Origin of the sequence: Paraconexibacter algicola (genome assembly GCF_003044185.1) — a bacterium.
In the GTDB taxonomy this organism is placed as follows: Bacteria; Actinomycetota; Thermoleophilia; order Solirubrobacterales; family Solirubrobacteraceae; genus Paraconexibacter; species Paraconexibacter algicola.
The window spans coordinates 2467760-2487633 of the sequence record NZ_PYYB01000001.1; the positions used below are offsets into that span (position 1 = coordinate 2467760).

The following is a 19874-nucleotide window of genomic DNA, read 5'->3' on the forward strand; positions in this document are numbered from 1 at the left end:
GCGACTAAGAAGGTATGGCCAGTCTTCTCTCCTCGGCACAGCACACCTCAGGCGGCCGACCCCCCGATCGTCGCAATGTCCTACCGCGCGGCGATTCGCAAAGTGCGCGAACGGGTACGGCGCCCCGCGAGCAAGGGAGCGGCACGGTGTCGGACGCGTTCACCCGGAAGGCCCGACGGTGGCACTAGCGCCACAGGCCGACGAGCGCGCGGAGCTCGACCGAGCTTTCGAGGAGCATCGCGCCGCGATCATGACGATGCTGCGCCTCGAGTTCGCAGGCGTGGACGACCACGAGGACCTCTATCAGGAGGCCTGGGTCGAGGCGCTGGAGAAGATCAAGCAAGGGACTGAGGTCAGGAATCTCCGTGCGTTCCTTCGGTTGATCGCTTGGCGTCGCGCGAGGGACAAGCTCCGCAACGTCGCGGCGACGCCCGAGGATCCCGAGGGCTACCTCCTTCGTGATCAGCTGGATAGCGGCCCGCTCCCTGACGAGATTGCCCAGGTCCACATCGACGCGAAGGCCGTCAGAAACGTCATCGACGAGCTCGACGAGCGGCGGGCCGCCGCTGTGAAGATGCGCTTCGACCTCGGCATGAGCTCGACCGAGATCGAGCGTGCGCTCGGGATCAGCCGCAAACGGCTCGACAAGCTACTCGGGAGCGCGTACCGACTGATCGAGGAACAGCTGGTCGCCGATGAGACCGGCGAGGCGCCGTGGACCCGGAGACAGCGAAGCCTCCTCTTCACGTGTTTGTCGGGTATGGCGAGCGAAGGGCAGCGCGCGCGGGCTCAGCGGTTGGTCGACACCGATCCGGCCTGCAGGGCGATGCTCGCGCAGATGCGCGCGTCGCTCGACAAGGTCGCGGCGGCGCTGCCTGTGCCCGTCGTGCTCGAAGGTGAGACGGAACGCTCGTTGCCCTTCTTCGACCAGCTTCAGAACGCCGTCACGAGCGTCCGCGAGACGGTGGCGTCCCTGCTTGGACGCTCTGGAGGCCAGGCGTCGACGTTCGAGCCGGTGGCCGGTGGCCTCGCCGGGGTCAGCGCCGCGGGCGCCGCCAAGGTCGTCGTCGTCTGCATAAGCCTCGGGGCAGGGGCGGCGACGTGCGTCGAGTTCGGCGTGGTTGGCGGAGACCCGAAACCGGAGAACGCCCAGGCCAAGGAGTACGAGAAGCGGCCGGCCGCGAAGGAGGAGCAGGTGGCGGCTGTCGCACCAAGGCCGACGCCGACTCCACGGCCCGTAGTACGGAAACGATCGAAGCCGAAGGCCGCGACTCCGGCGGCGACACCGTCCGCTCCGGTCCCCAAGACCAACGGGCCGGCGGCAGCATCGCCGGCGCCCGCCGGAAGCGTCGAGTTCGGGCCCGGCTCAGTCGGGTCAGTCCCGGCATCGCGGCAGCCGGCAGCGGCGCCCGTCGACGGCGGAGGCGAGTTCACACCATGATCGAGGAGCGGAGCAAGATGAGGATCCGGCTTGTCAACCTGCTGGTGGTCGTGGGCTTGGCCATGGTCCTCGCCCCGTCCGTGGCGCAAGCAGGGACCTATGACGTCCACGCTTGCAACCCAGCCGTCGCCGGCGGTGCCAACAACGCGTTCTTCCCGCTGAACAACGGCGGTCTGACCGCGTTCGCCGAATGCCCTGCGGGTCAGGGGATCACGGTGCGCAACGGCTGGGACAACGGTCAGAGTTCCTTCCTCGAAGGTGCGTACATGGTCTTCGACGCCCCGAGCGGGAACCTCGTGGAGAGCGTGCAGTTCCAGGCGGGCTTCGAGCGACACGACTGCTCTTGGGGCACCGGTGTCATCGCGAGCGGCTACGACCTTGGCGGCACCCGCGTCTGGGGCTTCGCCCCCGGCGCCGATTGCGGCTCGGGCCAGACACCCGGGCCGACGAGCTTCTTCCCGAGCCGATTGGACTTCCCGATCAACCAGCCGCGCGTGCGCTTCGAGACTCGCTGCGGGGCGGGCTCCTGCCCGCGAACCGGCATTGCCGCGTTCCGAGTTCGCGACGTGCTCGTCCGGGTGCGCGACGACGCGGGACCAACGCTTGCCGGCGGTCGCGGAGCGTTGTGGACCAGCGACGGCTGGTTGGCCGGAAGCCACACGGCAGGCTTCGACGCGAGCGATCCGTCAGGCATCCGCGAGATCGGAATCTCGGTCGACGGCAAGCGAGTCGGCACGAGCTCCCCGCCGTGCGACTTCACCCGCCCGACACCCTGCCCGCCGGCGTCCATCGAGGAGCCGCAGAACACATCCGGATGGGGTGGCGACGGTGAGCACACGGTGACGCTCACCGCTGTGGATGCCGCTGGAAACGCGTCGACCTCGAGCCGTACCGTGAAGGTGGACAACACCGCACCTGATGCGCCGACCGATGTCATCGTCGAAGGCGGCTCGGGCTGGCGCCCGAGCAACGGCTTCAACGTCCGATGGACGAACCCGGAGCAGACGGCCTCGCCCATCGCCGGCGTGAACTGGGAGCTCTGCACGCCAGGCGGCAAGGAGTGCAAGCGCGGCAGCGAGGAGCGGGCTGACATCAATGTTCTCGACAAGCTCGAGCTGCCGGCGCCGGGCGAGTACGTCCTGAAGCTCTGGCTCCGAGACGCGGCAGGCAATCAAGAGGAGCGCCTCGCGTCGGCTCCGATGACGCTCCGCTACGACGACGCCAGCCCGGAGGTGGAGTTGGAGCCGCTCACCGCTGAGGATCCGACTCGCGTCACCGCGAGGGTTTCTGACCGGGGCTCGGGCGTCGTGTCCGGTGCGATCGAACTACGGCGAGTCGGAGCAACAGAATGGACCGCACTCGAGACGACAGTCGACGCCGGGCATCTGATCGCACGCATCAACGACGAGGGGCTCGGTGACGGGCTGTTCGAGCTGCGAGCTCGCGCCGCGGACCATGCTGGCAACGAACGGTCGACGACGACGATGAAGGACGGTCGGACCGCGCAGATCACGCTTCCGCTTCGGCTGAAGACGAAACTCGCCGTCGGCGTCGTCAAGCGGAGCCGTCGCGGCGAGAAGCTCGTGTCCGCGGCCCGCGTCAGCTACGGACAGCTCGTTCGCGTGCGGGGTCGGATGACGTCACCAGAGGGCAACCCGCTGCAGGATCTCGAGGTCCAGGCCATTTCGCAGGTCCTCGACGGCGTGACGCCGCCACGCGTCATCGCGACCGTCAAGACCTCGCGCACGGGCAGGTTCTCCTTCCTCGTGCGCAAGGGGCCGAGCCGCAGCATCACGGTCCGCTACGCCGGCGCGCCTCAGGTGCGCTCGGTCACCCGAGACCTCAAGCTGAACGTCCGCTCGCGTACGACGCTCCGGCCGAACCGCCGCTCCTTCGTGAACGGCGACACGGTGCGCTTCCGCGGTGCGGTGACGACAGGGAGAATCCCAGGGGCCGGCAAGCTGATCGAGGTCCAGGTGCTGTCCCGCGGGAAGTGGCGAACCTTTGCAACGACGCGCACGGGGAAGAAGGGCACGTGGCGTCACGACTATCGCTTCGACGGAACGAACGGCCGCGTCACGTACCGATTCCGCGCGCGCGTTCCGCGGGAGAGTGGCTACCCGTTCGTCACGGGCGGCTCGCGCAGCATCCGCGTTCGAGTTCGCGGGTTGTAGGGGAGAGAACCCGCGGCACGCCGCTAGGAGGAGGAGCGCAAACCATGCGGAACGGAGGAACGACGTGATCGATCGATGCAAGGCCAACCTGAGCTACGCGAACGTCATGGCGACGTTCGCAGTCTTCGTCGCCCTCGGCGGGAGCTCCTACGCGGCGATCACGCTGCCGCGGAACAGCGTGGGGGACAAGCAGATCCGGACCGCAGCGGTCCGATCGAGCGAGGTCCGCGACCGTTCGCTCGGCGTCCGCGACCTAAGCCTCGACGCTCGCAAGTCGCTTCGCGGTGTGGCTGGCCCTGCAGGTCCCGCAGGCACGCAAGGTCCAGCGGGGCAGAGCGCGACAGCGTTCTTCGCCGTCGTCGCCCCGAGCGGCTCCTTCGTTCGAGGGAACGCGTCGAGCGGAGGGAAAGCGGGTGGGTTCGGTTCATACAACGTCGTCTTTCCTACTCCGGTGAGCGGGTGCGGCTTCGCGGCGACGCTCGCTTCAACAGACGGCAGTCCCACGCAGGGCGGTCGAGTCACCGTCGCGGATTCTGGCTCGGGCGGTGTCGCAGTCCAGACGTTCGACGCGGCGGGGACGGCGGCCGATCTGGGATTCCATCTGCTGGTTGCGTGTTGACCGGTCACCCGACCTGGGGTTTCCAGCCGGGAGCTAGCGGGTCGTCGCCGACGAGCCGCAATTGCTCCGAAATCGGGAGTCGGCTGAAGGCATGCCACACTGGCAGTGGACCGCTGGATGTCGCGCGCGCCCGCTGCGTTACCTCCGCCATTGCCAGGTCGATTGGATCCGGGCCGGATCCGGTGTGCCGCCTCAGACTGCGGAACAGACTCGTCAGGTAGCCGGCGGCCAAAGGGGCCGGCGACGCGAGCGTCGCGAGAACGAGCAGCGTCGCGCAACTGCTCAGATCGGTGCCACGACCAACTGCGCTCGCTCGCAGAACGGAGTGAACCAAGTCGTCCAGGGTGTCGGGGCGTTCGACGTAGCTAGCCGCGAGCGCGGCGTGCCATGCAGCAAGCAGTACGGCTGGCTCGACCGCCCATCCTTCGGGCGCGAGGACCGTGGTTGCGGTGGCGCGCGTCAACTCGAAACCGTCAGCTCTTACCCGAGCGGTCAGGTCGTTGGCGGATACCGACAGGTATCGACCCCCGCCGGACCGAAGATCCCACAGCGCAGCGTCAAGTTGGGCCTGCGAAATAGCTCCTCTGGCCTCAAGCGCTGCGAGGAGCCCCACGGTGCCAAAGGTGGGCACCCCGAGCTGACGAGCAAACCGCCTCAGATACCGGTCGTCGCTGAAGAAGGGAAGGTTGGCCTGTTGCGCGACCGCGATTGCACCTAGCCACGTCGACGCCGAGGGGTCGAGGTCAGTGTCGCGCAGAGCTCGCTCGAGATCCTGCTCTCCGCTGGCGTCAGGGTCTCTCACAACTAGACGTGCAAGGCTGCTTTCCGCGCTGTCCAGACGGTCGCGCATGCCGTTCAGGACATCGAGGTTGTTCTCGACGATCTGAAGCGACTGTCCGTCGCTGTCGAAGGTGAATGACCCGGGGGACCGGTCCGGGTCGAGCGAGGCCAGCCCGTGACGTGCGCGCGGGAAGTCGGCGGCGGCGGCGCGGGCGATCGTCGACCCGGGTAGCGAACTCGCCATAAGCTCTCGTAGGTCCGCGCCCAGCAGGGTGTGGACGGCCAACGTTGAGAGGTCCCAAGATGCGGCGCCGGCAATTGCTGCATCGGCTGCCTTCCGTTCGTCGCGGTTCTCGGCGTCCACCGGATACGTCAGCGGGAGGACGTTCGAAAACAGCCAGACCTCGAGCGGAGTCCTCCCTAGGAGACAAAGCAGCGAAAGAGACGCCTGCCCACGCCAGATCTGCTCCTGAATTCTGCGCGCGAAAAGGTGTCGGTGTTTCGCCTGCGCCTCCAACCGGCGGATCCAGTCCGACCCATCATCGATGGGTTCGGCTTGGATGATTTCGGACTCAGGGAAGCGTTCGGAGAAATCAGTGAACGTCAGTCTCACTCGCGCTTCGAGTTCCGGCGGGAGGTCGTCCTTCGCTTCGCCGGCGGAGACCGTGATCAGCATCGCCTCGAGCCGCTCATCGCGACGGTCGATCTCGTCGGAGAGGTCGGCTATCCGTTGGAGTGCTTCGGGTAGCGAAAGGCTCTGGGATGCCAGCTGCGCGACCAGAAGACGTTCGTTGTCCGAACCGGGTTCGAGAGAAGCGGCGTCGAGGATCGAGAGCGCGGCCACGGGATCTCCGACACGAGCGAGCGCGTCTGCGGCCGCCCACGGTGCTTTCGGGCTTGCAGGAAGTACGGCGTGCCAGCGTGTAGCGAACTCAGCCAGCGCACCCCATTGCTGGCGCTCGGCGAGGGAGCTCGCCGCGCGGAAGGCGGCCTGCTCGCGCCGGAAGTACGACAGCTTTTCGTCGTTTAGCAGCTCCGTCCACAGCTCCTCGGCCTCCGTAATCCGTCCGATCTCGTGCAGCGCCACGGCCTTGCGGAAAAGCTCGACCTTCGGAGGATCGGTTCCCAGGGACTCAACGAGACTCAGCACCTTTTCCCACTGTTGCTGCTCGGCCAGAAGGTCGATCAGCGCGCGTTTGCCGTTAACCGTGTCGCTGTATGGCAGAAGCACCATCTCTGCATCGCCGATGCGATCGCGACGGGAAAGGTGGGCGGCATGCAGAGCGGCGGCGTACAGTTTGCGATCGTCGAGCAGCTCTGCCGCGGATTCGTTCCATTCGGCGTCGAAGTCAGACGATGCGATCAGACGAGCATGGGCCACCTCGCTGCGCAGCCTCGCTTCGAGCGACTCGTCGGCCAGAAGCGCATCCAGCGTTTCGACAGCGGCTTCGATCCGTCCTTCGGCGAGCGCGACGCGTGCCATAAGCAACCGACTGGCGGGCGAAGCCGGCGCACGGGCGGGCGCGAACCTCCGCGCAAGCGCGAGCTCATCGCAGTCCAGCAAAGCCAGCGCCATCGTCGTTCGAGCATCCGTTGGCAGCGTGTCGATCCCGCTCACAAGCCACCACTCGGCGAGCTCAGGCACGAGTTCCGGGCGCCCCAGTCTTTGCAGAACACCGAGGAGCCGCGAATCAATCTGAAGAGCCATTCCTGGCTGTTCAGTCGCGAGCGATTCGACGGCAACCTGTGAGAGCAAATCGGCTGCCTCCACGTACGCCGCCGCGTCGGGCGATGCCGCGCTCTCCTCGCGGCGGAGCAGCATGATGGCAAGGCGTTCAGCCAGCAAAGGACTCCAGCGCAGAGCCAACGCCGCCCGGACATCGGCGATGCCGTCAGCGTCGCGCCCGAGCGCCGAGAGCGCAGAAGCCATTCCGGCTACCAGGAGCGCTCGTTGGCGGTCGCTAGATGCGGTGATACAGCGGAGTGCTTCAAGCTGGCTGTCGGGTGCTTCAAGACGCAGCGCCTCCCGAATGGCATACCCCGAGTTGGTGGGCTGGGCCCGTGCCGCTGCGTGCAACCTCTCCTCCGCCTCGTCGCTCGGATCGTGATCGGCGATAAGGCCGAGGAGCTCTACGCGCGGAGCATCGGGTTCGTCTATCCGTCGGTTCAGCGCCTGCACCGCGGGTGAAACACGTTCGAGAACGAGCAACATGCGGGCCGCGGCCTCAAGGCGAAGTCCGACGGCTTGTTCCGCAATCGCCTCAAGTGACCTCGCGTCGTCGGCAATTGCTCTTGAGAGGGTGGTTGCACCCTCGGGATCGTCAGTCGACAGTTCGTCAACGATGCGACGGAGCTGAAGCGACGTTGACAGAGACGCGCTCGCGCGTTCGTCGATCCGTAGCAGGTCGGAGGCGATATCAAGGACAGGTCCATCTGGCTCAACGGCTCCGTCTGGGTCGTCGTTCCCGGCGAAGCTCTTGGCGGTTGTTCGGGGTTCTTCGGCTTGGCCGGTCGCGTAGAAATAGCTCGAAAGCCTCACCGGCGACCGGGGGGCAACTTGGAGCGTGTCCTGGACGGTTGCCAGCCACCGAGCCCAAGCGTCTTGACCCTCGTCATGGCACTCCACTGGCCCGAGTGCGGTCACACAGGCCGACCCGAGCACGAGCAAACCGTTGATTGCTCCCGGCGGACCGTGCACGGCGCACGCGTCTTCGGCGGCCTTTGACAAGTTCGCGGCAGTCAGGCCCTTAAAGCCAAAAGCGAAGACGGCAGGAATGGGACGCTCGCCAGCCTGTCCGACGTGCATCGCTCGAAGCTCTGCGGCGGCCTCGGCGCACTCCTCAATTGCGGCCGTGTTTAGGTTGGATTTCACGGAGACGACGGCGAGGACAGCTTCGATCCCGACGATGCCGGGCTGCGAGTCGCCGGTCAGGTTCAGCCCTACCGTGCTGTCGTAAACGATCACGTCCCATTCGCGGCTGGGGCCGAGATCAGGAGCGGTAATTTCCCCGCGGACGTAGCCGTACGCTGGCATGTACTGCATGAGGCGGCCGCGGACGAGCTCCTCGCGGGCCGAGCCGATGGACGGCCCGTGCTCTGACGAGGATGCATGGATTTCAGCTTGTGCGGCGAGCGCTCGCTGATCGGCTCGGAAGCTCTCGAGGATGCGTTCGCGTGATGCCACCTCGCCCAGCATCTCACCGAGCGCGGGTGGAACCCGCTCCGGTGCGCGGACCACCGCGCCCCCGGAGCCGCCGGACTGCGCGGCAGAACTCAGGGGGGAGTAGTTCCCGACTCGCGCGACTAAGTAGGTGTGACCCCTCCGACCGTAGCGACCGAGAAGCGCGGCTTTCGCATCTCTGGTGACGGCGTCCTCCCCGTCCAGCCAGCGCGACGCCCCGTACCTGCAGCCTCCCGCCGCGGGCTCGCGACGATTCTGGCCATCGGCGCGAGCCTCGTTGCTGCAGGGCTTGTCGCTACGGGGAGGGGGGATCACAACCCGCAGGTTCCGTTCTCGATCGCGGCTCCCCGCGGCGAAGTGCGTATCGAAGAAGGGCCTGCACCCACTGACCACGCTCAGCCACGTCTCGTAAAGGCGCGCTGATGCTCGAGGTGGCGACGCAGCGCCTTCATACGACGCGGTGGCTCGCGCGTGCACCGCGCGCCGGGCTTCTCGCTACGTGCGCCGTCCTGAGTGCCGTCGGGCTTCGAGATCTGTTCGTGACGCCGGCAGCGCCTGCGCCGCGACAGTCAGCGCCAGCGCAAGCCGATCCGGGGTCGCAGGCCTTCGCCGAAGCGTTCGCGCGCGACTACCTGACGTGGGACCGCGACGGCTCGGAGTCCTCGACGACCCTGGCTGCGTACGGCGTCGACCTGATCCCGCCGCGGCCGCCCGGTGGACTCGATCAACGAGTCCGGTGGACCTCCGTCGCGGGTGCTCGGCGCGCGACCGGTGGCACCGAGGTTGTCACGGTCATGGCGCAGACGACGCGCGGGCGCGTCGCACTCTCCGTGACCGTTCGGCGAGATGTGGCGGGCGCACGCCAGGTGGTTGGTCAGCCGGCGGTGGTCGGCGCTCTTCCCCGTGCCGAGAACCCGGCGAGACCAGGAGCCGGCCGCGAGGTCACCGAACCGCAGCTCGTTGCAGCTGTGGAACGGGCACTGCGGAACTACCTCGCGCGCGATGGCTCGGATCTTCGCGCCGACCTCTCGAGCGACGCGAAGCTCGTGCTCCCCGACCGTGCCCAACGTGTCCTCTCGGCGGACCCGGTGATCTGGGTGCGTCTCGGGTCGCGGGTCGCGACGACCGTTCGCACGGCAGACCGAGATGGCGTCCAGATGACCCTGCGGTACGAGCTGGCGGTCACAAGGCAGGCGGGGCGATGGCTCGTACGCGCGATCCACACCAACCCGGAGGTGCAGTGATGAGGCTTGTCCTGATGACAGCGGCGGCGCTCGCCGTCTACGCGGCGGTGCCGGCGCTGGCGCTCGCCGAGACCAGTGACGTCGGGCAGAACCTGGGCGAGGAGATCAAGACCTGGGCCACGACGCTCCTGCTGGGTGTTGCGGCGCTGGTGTCGATCCCGGTTCTCGCCAAGCGCGACATCAACGGCGGGCTCGTGCTCGCCCTGCTCGTGATGATCGTCGGAGGGTTCGCGTTCGCCCCCGACCAGGTGAAGGGCGTGATCGTTTCGCTCTGGGGCTCGGTCGCGGACTGATGCGCGAGCGCGACGAGATCGTGATCCGCTCGTTCCGCGTCGTGTTTCAGCTCGACCGACGGCTCCACCGGATCGATCGCTGGCGTCTACCCCTGCCGTACGGGCTGCCGCTCCGCAGCCTGGGGTACGCCGCCGGGGCGCTGCTGCTCGTCCTTGTAGTCGGGCAGCTCCCCGTCCTGGGCACGGTTGTCGGAGCGCTGCCTGCACCAGTGCGACTGGCCTTGATCCCGGGCGCAGCCGCGTACGCGCTGACGTCGATCCAAGTCGATGGCCGGCCGGCGCACGAGGCGTTCATCGCTCTCGTCGTCTGGAGGATCCGGCCGCGGGTCGTAACGGCGTGGAAGCGAGGAACGAGGCCTGGACAGCAGGCGCGGCTCCTCGACGTCCGGGTGGCACCGGACGCGAGCGGTCCCAGGCTCCGGCGAGGCCGTGTTCGTGGGCCGGCAACCGCCGTCGTGCGCGTCGCCGCCACAGCGGACGAGCGCGGTCGCCGACTGACCTTGCGAGGCGAGGAAGGCGCAGCGCTCGAGGAGGGCTTCGAGATCATCTTTGATCAGTCACGCCGGCTGGTGATCCGGTGAGACAGCCGATCACCTTCGTTCACGGCAACCTCGTCTTCGGTGCCGGAGGCGCGGACGACGCGTGGGCGCTCTACCGGCTCACCACCCGGTCGTACGCAGGGCTGACGTCCGCGCGCAAGCGAGAGCTGCTCGGCGAGATCGCTGGGTTCGCTTACACGATCGCCGCGGACTTCCAGATTCTCCGCGTCAGCAGATCCACTTCGGTGGAGGACTACGCCGACATGGCCTACGGACTCGCCGACGCCCCTGAGCCGGAGTCCGCGCTCCTCGATCGCATGGTGTCTGCGCAGCGGGCACGGGTCTCGCTCCTTGCGTCAGTCACCCCAGAGGTCTTCCTCGCAGTCGCGCTGCGAGCAGAGCCCGCGCGCGATCTTCGCGCGAGCGTTTCGCGTGCCCTCGGCCTCCGGGACCCACGCGCTCTCACGGCGCGCGCCATGGCGAAGCTGATCCAGGAGGAGAGCAAGGTCCATGCGCGCGTTGCCGACTTCCTGGACTGTGAGCGAGCCACGACCGGGGATCTCCAGTGGCTCGTCCGGCGGGCCTTCTGCCGAGGTCTCGGCGAACCGGAGAGCGATCCCCGGTGGCTGCCGCAAGCTCTCGTCCTGGACAGCGACGACGAGGACGGCGGGTGGCGGTTCGAGCCGCTCGAGTCGGACATCCTGCGGCTGTTCGACGCGCCGATCGAGGTCGGGGCTCGGGCGCTCGTGACGCACTCCGAGCTGGGAGAGACGCACCAGGCTTTCCTGGCCATTGGCGCACTGCCCGAGACCGTGGCCTTCCCCGGCAGCCAGGCCGAGCTTCTCTTCGCGCCGCTCGAGGCGCTGCCGTTCCCGGTCGATGCGGTCTTCACGGCCCAGTGGCTCGCAAACGACCGCGCGGTCGCGCTGACCCGACGCCGACTGGTCGACGCCGACAACGTCTTCGCTGAGGAGCAGGACGGGCACCACGGCGCGACCGCCTTGACTGCCGCCCGCCCGGCCGTCGCGCGCGAGCTCGAGGAGTACCTGACGTCTTCCGAGCGGCCGCCGCTGCTGCGGTCGACGATCTCGCTCGCGGTCAGCGCATCGACCAGCGACGAGCTCGAGCATGCGGTGGAGCGCGTCCGCGCGCAGTACGCACCAATCACGCTGCATCGTCCTGCGGGATCGCAGCTCGAGCTGTTCACGACGCACCTCCCCGGCCAGCGCGCGGGCACGCGCGCGTACGAGGACGTCCTCCTGTGCGAGCAACTCGGCGCGATGGTCCCGACCGCGACGCACCAGGTGGGCTCGGACTGCGGCTTCTACATCGGCGCAACGCTGACGGGCGCACCGCATCCGGTGCTTATGGACCTGACGGAGGCACCGCGGACATCCAGGCCGCCGGCGATGCTGTGCTCCGGGACGCTCGGCTCCGGGAAGACCCTGGCGGCCGAGCTGCTCGCGCTTCAGGCGTTCGCCGCCGGCTCCCGCGTGGTTAGCGTCGACCCGAAGGGGGACCACCGGCTCGATGCCGTCGTCGACCCGGAGGACGTCGAGCACATCTCGCTCTCGCCGGACCCCGAGTTCCGCGGCCTCCTGGATCCGCTGCGGATCGGACCGCAGGACACCCGCACCGATCTCGCCTACGGCTTCCTGATCGACATCCTGCCGTCTCCCGTTCCGGCGTCATGGCAGACCGAGATCCGGCGGGCAGTCGACGTGGTGGGGGAGAGTCTTCTGGCGTCGTGCGCGGAGGTCGTGGACCGGCTGATCAACGGCCGTGACGACGCGACCGAGGCCGGCCGTGCGCTGGAGACCTACGCGCAAGGCGGGCTGCTTCGACTCGCGTTCGCCGAGGCGGACAGCCCCACACGGCCGGCGCTCGCAAAGCGGCTGACGGTGCTGCGGATCGCCAATCTGGTTCTCCCGCTGCCAGGCACGCCTCGCGCGGAGATAAGTTCAGACGAGCGCACGGGCCAGGCGCTTCTGCGCCTGCTCGCCACGTATGCGACGCACCTCATGGCGAGCGACACGAGCCGCCACAAGGTCCTGCTCTTCGACGAGGCTTGGATGCTGCTCGGCGATGCAGCCGGACGCGCCCTCGTCCAGCGAATCAACCGACTTTGCCGAAGCCAGAACGCAACGCCGATCCTGGCCACCCAGGCCCTCGCCGACGTGGGGGACCTCGACAACCTCCTCGGCGCCCTGTTCTGCTTCGGGGTGGAGACCGACCACGAAGCGCGTCAGGTCCTGGACCTGCTCGGCCTCGACCCTGAGGACGCTCCGCTTCGCTCACGCCTGCAGAGCTTCCGGCGCGGGCGCTGCCTCATGCGCGACTACGAGGGCCGCGTCGGAGCTGTCCAAATCGATCTCGCCGACCAGGACCTTCTCGACGTCCTCGACACCTCCCCGGCCCACGCTCGAGGATGACTCGGCGGCTCGGAGCCGTGATCCTCGTAGCAGTCGCGCTGGCAGCGCCCGCGTCCGCCAGCGCGGATGCCGTCGTCCTCGAAGCCGTGCCACGAGCGGCGGCGACGCCCGACCCGACGCCCGCGCCGACTCCGGGAGTGACCGCAGCACCGGCGGCACCGTCAACGTCCACTTCGAAGGGCGACTACGCCGACCCGCTCTCTGCACTGGGGGCGGGGTCGCCTGGGTGTCGCCGGCCCAGCGGCGCTCAGGCCCGAAAGAACTGCACGAGATCCGGCTCCGTCGCGCACTCCTATCCGGTCAGCGCCTACGGTTTCGATGTCCAGGTCGGCTTCTCGGTCACGAACCTCGGCGACAGCTTCCTGGGTGCGCTGCAGAGCATCGCGGCGCTCATCTGGATGGCGTTGGTCTATCTCGTGAAAGCGGTGCTCCTCCTCCTCGAGTGGGCGTTCTCGCTTGACCTGCTGGGCGCCGCGATGACCGACGTGCGCGAGACGCTCGATCGGCTGCACCGCGACGTCTTCGGTGAGACGTGGTTCATCACGGCGCTGTCGATCGCCGCCCTGTGGGGCACGTGGCGCGGACTCGTCCAGGGCAGGACCTCACAGACGATCACGGGGCTGGGCGCGACCGTCGGGCTGATGGTGGTCGGCCTCGTGATCGTTTCCAACCCACTCGGGACGGTCGGCCACGCCTCCAAGCTGGCCAACGACGCGGCGGTCGGAATCCTCGCCGCCTCTACCGGAAGCCCGGTCGACGATCCCGAGCGTGCACTCTCGGATGCCGTCTCAGGGATCTTCGACCAGACCGTTCGCGATCCGTGGTGCGCGCTGCAGTTCGGGTCCGTCGAGTACTGCGATCAGGCTGCGAAGGGCGAGCAGACGATCAGCAATGCCGACGTATGGCTGGAGTACCCGGCGGCCTCACGACAGCGCCGCGGGCTCTACCACCTGCTTAAGGGCGAGGATGCCGAAGGGGGAGGGCGACCAGGCGTCGTAGACGCGCTCGCCGGCCCGCTCGGCGGAGCTGCGCTGGACGCGGTTGGGATCGGGGACGGGGAGGACCCGAAGTTGCCGGACGAGGTTCGCGATCGCGTCGCGAAGAACCCGGAGCGGGCCAGCATGCAAGAGGCAGGTGGGACCGTGCCTCGCTTCGCCCTTCTCGCGCTGATCGCCGTCGGCATGACCGGGGCGATCGTTCTCCTCGCGTACATCGGGGTGCGGCTCCTCCTCGCATCCATCCTGACCCTCCTGCTGCTGCTGTTCGCGCCGGTCGTCCTGCTGGCTCCGGCGTTCGGTGAGTCAGGGCGAGCGACGTTCGTGGCGTGGGGGAAGCGGCTTGCCGGGGCGCTCGTGGCGAAGCTCCTCTACTCGGTGTTCCTCGCGGTCGTCTTGGCAGTCGCGGCGACGGTGGCACGGCTCGACGTCGGCTGGTTCGGCGTCTGGCTGGTCCAGATCGCCCTGTGGTGGGGCGTCTTCCTCAAGCGCCAAGAGCTGCTCGGCTTCGCGACTGCGGGCACGTCCCAGAAGCTCGCAGGGCAGCAAGGCGGGTCGATGATGAGCACCGCCTATCACGGCGCCCAGCTTGCCTGGATGGGCTCCCGCATCGGCCGCAAGCTTGCGGCACCGGCGACCGCGCCCGCGTCGAAGCTGGGCGCCCTCGCGGGGGAGAGACGTGAGGCACGCGGAGCAGCGCTCGCGGGTCTCGCGTCGGAGGCTCTCGACTCCCAGGGCGAGCGCGCCGTCGCACACCAGCAAGCGGCGGCCTCCAGGCGGGTCGGCCAGACGCAGCAGGCTCGGCGCGAACTGCGCGTGATCGATCGGCGCCTTGCGTCCTACGACGACCTTCACACCTCCGCCCGGGCCGAGGGCCTGCCCGTCCCGACCCCCGACGCCGACCAGGCGATGCTGCTCAAGCGCCGCGCCGAGCTCCTGAAGGATGTCGAGAGCCCGGAGGCGGTCCGCGCCGAGCACGTCGCGCGACGCGCCGTGACGAGTCATGCGCAGAGCGGATCACCGGTCAGCCCGCGGGACCTCAGCGAGTACAGGGAGGCGCGCATTCGCGATCACGCTGCAGGGCTTCCGCTCGACGACGATCGGCACCTCCGCGCCGCCGGCGTCGACCCTGTCGCGTATCGAGCGGCCGCGCCAGCCGAGCAAGAGGTGCTCCGAGCTTCCGTCCAAGGGCATCTCGATCGTGAGCAGCGGCTCATGCGCGCTGCGGAGGGAAATGGGGAAGTCCGCTTCGATCCGCAGCTGGTCCGCCGTCGCACAGCGGAGGAACGCGCTCGCATGCGCGCCGAGCGACGTGCCCGGCAGATCCATCCGCGGAGATCTCGGTGAGCATCAAGGCCCTCGCACTTGGGACGGCAGCCGCCGGAGGAGTGATCACCTTCCTGGCTGCGGTCCTTGTGGCGTGGATGGCTGCCGCGGCCGGCGCTGGAGCGGGGACGCCGAGCAGCGCAGCCGGCGCCTGTGGCGGGGCTGTGAGCGGCGAGGTCCCGCCCGAGCTCCGGCCGATCTTCCGCGATGCCGCGGCACGCTACGAGCTCGGGTCCCGAGGCCCTTCGATCCTTGCCGGGCTCACGAGCATCGAGTCCGGGTTCGGGCAGAACATGGGGCCGTCGAGTGCCGGCGCAATCGGGTGGACACAGTTCCTCCCGAGCACCTGGACGGCATACGGCGTCGATGCTGACGGCGACGGCAAGCGCGATCCGTACAACGCCGTCGACGCGATTCACAGCGCGGCGAACTACCTTCGCGCGAGCGGTGCACCCGGCTCGTGGCGTGACGCGCTCTTTGCCTACAACCACGCTCAGTGGTATGTCGACAAGGTCCTTCGCGAGGCTGAGCGGCTGAGCGCGCCCGGGGTCGAACCGACCTGCGAGACCGGCATCGTCACGCAGGCGACGGGTACTCGGCGGATCACCGGCGGGGGACGCATCGTCGGGATCCCGGGCATGCCGGGGGAGAGCATCGACGAGCGCATCCTCCCCGACCTCCTCGCGCTCATCGCCGCATACCGCCTGAAGGTGAGCGACGGCTACGCCCCGACCGGGCACGCGGCCGACGGGGAGCATCCGCTCGGTCTCGGCGTCGACCTGGTGCCGGGGCCGCATGGCTCCTGGGACGACATCGACCGACTCGCCCGGTGGGCCGAACCGCAGCAGGGCAGGCCACGCCCGCCGTTCCGATGGGTCGGTTACGACGGCGACAGCAACCACGGCCGCGGGCATCACCTCCACCTGTCCTGGAATCACGCGCCGGCCCCTGCCCGGCGTCCGCCAGCGGCGTGGGTCGACGTATTCGGAACCGATGGCTGATCGAACGGCAGAAGACGATCCGTGGGTAGCGATCGAGATGGCCGCGGTCGTCGGCATCGCGGCCGTGACGCTGATCTCGATCCCGTGCGCCACACAGGTCGTCAACGCGAGGACGGTCGTCGGCCTCGACGTCGCCTCGGCGCTCGTCAGCTGTCTTCGGATAGCCGTCGACGGCCAGTGGGCCGACCCGGCGCAAGCCTTCCCGCCTGAAGCGCGGGCGGCGATGCCGGGTCCGATCTTGTGGTGGCTGACCGCGTCGATCGTCGCCGTCGCGGCCGGCACCATCGCTGCGCTGACCTGGCGGCGCGTCGACGCGCACGTCTCCCGGGCATCGCTTGCGCGGCGACCGTACGACGCGCAGGGGAGCCGGCAGCGGACATGGGCCCGGCGCCGTGATCTCGGAGACACGATCGTCCGGTCGCGCCAGCCGGGCCGCTTCACTCTCGGCCGTCTCGATGGTCGGCTCGTCGCCTCGCACCCTGAGTCTCACGTTGCCCTGATAGCACCGACTCGGTCAGGCAAGACGACGCGCTACGTGATTCCTTGGTTGCTCGAGCACGACGGTCCAGCTGTCGTCACGAGCACGAAGCTCGATGTCGTCGAGGCGACGGCCGAGGCCCGTGGACGGAACAACGGACGCGTCTGGATCTGGGATCCGTTCGGCGCCGACTCGGCGACGTGGTCTCCTCTCCGCGGGTGCGATCACTGGAGCTACGCGCTGGCGCAGGCGCAGTGGATCGCCGACGCGGCCGACGGAGGTGACTCGGAGATTGCGGCCTACTGGCGGGGAGAGGCGGCGAAGCTGCTCGCGCCGTTGCTGCACGCTGCAGCGCTCGACAAGCAATCCATGTCGACCGTCCTCTCATGGGTCGACGCGCAGGAGACGGCGAAGCCCGCGAGCATCCTGAGCGATGCGGCCCGCGCGGACGCGAAGCGGCAGATCGATGCCGTCAACAAGCTCGACGACCGCAACAAGGGCACGACCTACATGTCGGCCGGCTCCCTGCTCGCGGCGTACCGATACCCCGAGCTCGAACGCGCGGGAGACGAGTTCACACTCGATGAGTTCTTGAGCGGGGGCAAATCGACGCTGTACGTAGTGGCAAGCGCTCGTCACCAGCGTCTCCTCGCGCCGCTGGTCGTCGGACTGCTCTCGTCGATCCTCCACGAGGCCGCCGATCGCACGCGGCAGCAGAAGCCGCTCGAGCGGACGCTTCGACTGTTGCTTGACGAGACGGCGAACATCGCGCCGCTGCGTGACCTGCCGAGCCACCTCTCGCAGGCGGCCGGGAACGGCGTCCGCATCGCGACCATCTGGCAGTCGCTCGCACAGATCCACGAGCGCTACCCGCGGGGGGTGGACGGTGTCCTCGCCAACAGCATCACGAAGCTGTTCTTGGGGCCTGTGACCGACGAGAAGACGCGCCGGTTCATCCAAGGGCTGATCGGCGAAGAGCCCAAAGTCACCACGTCGAAGACTGTTGCCGGCGCATTCGGCGATGCCGCGCGGGCGTCGCGGACTCGGTCCCAGCACGCCCGTAGCGCTGCGTCGGCACCTCAGCTCCAGCAACTTGCGCGAGACCGAGCACTGCTCGTCGAGGGCGCGCAGAAGCCGGCCATACTGACCACGGCCGCTTGGTGGGATCACCGCTCGTAGCCGCAGGGCAGCGGTTTTTGACGGTTTTGCGTCACGGCTTACGACCGCGCATTGACGTTTTCGCGTAACGCGTTACGATCATTAAGCCATGTCAAAAGTCGCCGCAGATCGCTCGATCTCTCGCAAAGTCACGCGCCGCGTACTCGCTGGCGGCGAGCGCGCGTGGTCGGTCTCGGACTTCGACGACCTTGGCACGCCGGACGCGATCAACAGCGCTTTGCGCCGCCTCGTCGAAGACAAGCAACTGCGGCGCGTCCGGCGCGGCGTCTATTGGCGTGGGCGCGAGAGCAAGTTCGGGATGACGCCCACTCCGGGGCATGCCGTCGTTCGCGAGGTCCTCGGCGACCACGAGGCCATCGGCGCCGCCGAGTGGAGCGCCACCAACGCATTGGGCCTGTCCACGCAGGTCCCCAGGCAGCTGACGCTGGCGATCTCTACGCGCTCCCCGCGCAACCTGCCGCGCGACGTCAAGGTTGTTCGACGCGACGCGCGCCGCGGCAGGCGCACGTCGGAGCTCAACGAGGCTGAGGTCACGCTGCTGGAGGCCCTGGACGCGTGGGACCGCTATGTCGAGGTCCCTGCCGACGAGGCGCTCGACCGCTTCGCGCGTGCGCTGCGTTCCCGCGAGGTCCGCATCGACCGAATCGTTCGCGCCAGCACGACCGAACCTCCTGCGGTTCGCGAACGCCTGCGCGCGGTCCTGCAGCACGCCGGGCACGCACAAGCGGCCGGGCGGGTGCCGCGCGCCCGCGACAAGCGAACAGCCGACAAAGCTCTGCGGGTCCTCGTCGGATGACGCTCCTGCGCGACGACGGCGACGACTTCGACGGCGCCGTCGGCCTGGCGGCCGAGCGGACTGGCTACCAGCCCGTCTTCATCGAAAAGGACTACTGGGTCTGCCAGGTCCTGCGGGTGCTCTGCGGCCCCGATGGGTACGGGGCGGACGTCGTCTTCAAGGGCGGGACCAGCCTGTCGAAAGGGTACGAGCTGATCGACCGGTTCTCCGAGGACGTCGACATCCTCGTGCAGAAGACCGAGGCCCAAAGCCGCAAGGAGTGCGAGCGGCTGCTTGAGCAGATGTCCACGCGGGTGGCTGGCCAGCTCGGCTTGACCAGTAACGAGGCTCGGCCACCCGGGCGTGGCAAATGGCCCAACCGCGCCGACATCCTGGTCTATCCCACCAGGTTGGAGGCGCCGGCCATCGAGGGCATCATCGCCGGGGGCGTTCAGCTGGAACTCGGTTACGCCGGCGGTGAGTGGCCAAGCCAGGGTGTGGAGATCACCCCGCTGCTGCTGCTGGCTCAGGAGGTCGCTGCGGAAGGGTACGAGGACCTCGGGTCGTTCCGAGTCCGGGCGCTGCTGCCCGTTCGAACCTTGCTGGAGAAGCTCTCGGTGCTGCACCACGTCGGCGCACAGTTCGTCGACTCCTCGACCGCCAACGATGGGCGCTTCGGTCGCCATTACTACGACGTGTTCCAAATCCTCGGGCACGCAGACACGCTCGCGCGCCTCGCCGACCGCGAAGCCTTCGACGGCGTCGTCGAGGACGTGCGCCGAATCAGCTCCAATCACTACGGCGGCTCGACTCCTCGGCCCGACGGCGGGTACGCCGACAGCCCTGCGTTCGCGCCGGGCTCCGACTCCGAGCTACGGGGCTACCTCGAAGACAACTACGAGCGCGCCCGGGCGCTTGCCGCACGTGACGCGGTTTGGCCGAGCCTCGGCTCGATCTTCAAGCGAGTCGCGGAACAGCGCGACCTGCTCTGAGACGTCGGGCAGCCGCCCCGTGCTGGTCGGACGCTGAATGAACTCACTGACGCGCGGGATCTCCGATCCGGACGCTCAGGGCGAAGTCGTGCAACTGGAAGCCTTCTGAGAGCACCTCGTTCAGGCGCTCCCACAGCGGGAAACTGCCGAGGATCGCGTCGCAGTGGACACAGCCGTTGCTCACGTACAGACCACGCGTGCGTGACCGCCTCGGCTTGATCGGCCCGATCCCGCCGACGCGGAGCACTTCGGGATTGAGCACGTTCGCGAGCGATTCGGCGACCTCGTCGAACTCGCGGAACACGGTGCCCGTCGACCGGGGGGCGAGAACGCCGACGATGCCTCGCGTGACTCCTCCGCAGCGGTAGCAGCGTTCTGGAATGGCGACGACCTGAATGGTGTTGGGGAGCATGTCCTCGATAGAG

14 protein-coding genes are annotated in these 19874 nt (G+C 68.4%); 12 read left to right on the forward strand and 2 right to left on the reverse strand.

Annotation, left to right across the window (positions count from 1 at the left end):
* Window positions 1–178 precede the first annotated feature (178 nt).
* From C7Y72_RS11680 to C7Y72_RS22805, 3 genes are all read left to right on the forward strand, one after another.
* Window positions 179–1441 carry a sigma-70 family RNA polymerase sigma factor gene (locus C7Y72_RS11680; protein ID WP_107568894.1) on the forward strand — a complete coding sequence of 421 codons (1263 nt, stop codon included), beginning with the start codon at window positions 179–181 and terminating at the stop codon, window positions 1439–1441.
* The gene (locus C7Y72_RS11685) at window positions 1438–3615 is read left to right on the forward strand and encodes an Ig-like domain-containing protein (protein ID WP_107568895.1); all 2178 of its coding nucleotides are present in this window, start codon (window positions 1438–1440) and stop codon (window positions 3613–3615) included. Before C7Y72_RS11680 ends, C7Y72_RS11685 begins: the two co-directional genes overlap by 4 nt.
* A 64-nt stretch (window positions 3616–3679) precedes the next feature.
* Entirely contained in the window at window positions 3680–4234 is a 555-nt protein-coding gene (locus C7Y72_RS22805; RefSeq protein WP_146175346.1) for a collagen-like domain-containing protein, read from the forward strand.
* 4 nt (window positions 4235–4238) lie between these two features.
* On the opposite strand, the gene C7Y72_RS11690 is transcribed toward C7Y72_RS22805, so the two are convergent.
* Window positions 4239–8210 (reverse strand): DUF6602 domain-containing protein, encoded by a 3972-nt coding sequence (locus tag C7Y72_RS11690; RefSeq protein ID WP_146175347.1) that lies wholly within the window; start codon window positions 8208–8210, stop codon window positions 4239–4241.
* Window positions 8211–8617: 407 nt separating this feature from the next.
* On the opposite strand from C7Y72_RS11690, the gene C7Y72_RS11695 reads away from it, so the two are divergent.
* The 9 genes from C7Y72_RS11695 (at window position 8618) to C7Y72_RS11735 (ending at window position 19449) form a co-directional block, all read left to right on the forward strand.
* Window positions 8618–9439: a conjugal transfer protein gene (locus tag C7Y72_RS11695; RefSeq protein WP_107568897.1), complete on the forward strand. Its 822-nt coding sequence runs from the start codon at window positions 8618–8620 to the stop codon at window positions 9437–9439.
* The gene (locus tag C7Y72_RS11700; RefSeq protein ID WP_158276810.1) at window positions 9439–9732 is read left to right on the forward strand and encodes a hypothetical protein; all 294 of its coding nucleotides are present in this window, start codon (window positions 9439–9441) and stop codon (window positions 9730–9732) included. Before C7Y72_RS11695 ends, C7Y72_RS11700 begins: the two co-directional genes overlap by 1 nt.
* Window positions 9732–10313, forward strand: a complete 582-nt coding sequence (locus C7Y72_RS11705) for a hypothetical protein (protein WP_107568899.1) — start codon at window positions 9732–9734, stop codon at window positions 10311–10313. The genes C7Y72_RS11700 and C7Y72_RS11705 overlap by 1 nt, the downstream gene beginning before the upstream one ends.
* Entirely contained in the window at window positions 10310–12703 is a 2394-nt protein-coding gene (locus C7Y72_RS11710; protein ID WP_107568900.1) for an ATP-binding protein, read from the forward strand. The genes C7Y72_RS11705 and C7Y72_RS11710 overlap by 4 nt, the downstream gene beginning before the upstream one ends.
* Window positions 12704–12720: 17 nt before the next feature.
* Window positions 12721–15045 carry a hypothetical protein gene (locus C7Y72_RS11715; RefSeq protein WP_107568901.1) on the forward strand — a complete coding sequence of 775 codons (2325 nt, stop codon included), beginning with the start codon at window positions 12721–12723 and terminating at the stop codon, window positions 15043–15045.
* A complete protein-coding gene (locus C7Y72_RS11720; protein ID WP_199223926.1) occupies window positions 15042–16025 on the forward strand; it encodes a lytic transglycosylase domain-containing protein in 984 nt (327 codons plus the stop codon). The genes C7Y72_RS11715 and C7Y72_RS11720 overlap by 4 nt, the downstream gene beginning before the upstream one ends.
* The gene (locus C7Y72_RS11725; RefSeq protein ID WP_158276811.1) at window positions 16018–17682 is read left to right on the forward strand and encodes a type IV secretory system conjugative DNA transfer family protein; all 1665 of its coding nucleotides are present in this window, start codon (window positions 16018–16020) and stop codon (window positions 17680–17682) included. Before C7Y72_RS11720 ends, C7Y72_RS11725 begins: the two co-directional genes overlap by 8 nt.
* A gap of 88 nt (window positions 17683–17770) precedes the next feature.
* The gene (locus tag C7Y72_RS11730) at window positions 17771–18478 is read left to right on the forward strand and encodes a DUF6088 family protein (RefSeq protein WP_107568903.1); all 708 of its coding nucleotides are present in this window, start codon (window positions 17771–17773) and stop codon (window positions 18476–18478) included.
* Entirely contained in the window at window positions 18475–19449 is a 975-nt protein-coding gene (locus C7Y72_RS11735; RefSeq protein WP_107568904.1) for a nucleotidyl transferase AbiEii/AbiGii toxin family protein, read from the forward strand. The genes C7Y72_RS11730 and C7Y72_RS11735 overlap by 4 nt, the downstream gene beginning before the upstream one ends.
* 43 nt (window positions 19450–19492) lie before the next feature.
* On the opposite strand, the gene C7Y72_RS11740 is transcribed toward C7Y72_RS11735, so the two are convergent.
* Entirely contained in the window at window positions 19493–19861 is a 369-nt protein-coding gene (locus C7Y72_RS11740; RefSeq protein ID WP_107568905.1) for a hypothetical protein, read from the reverse strand.
* Window positions 19862–19874 lie beyond the last annotated feature (13 nt).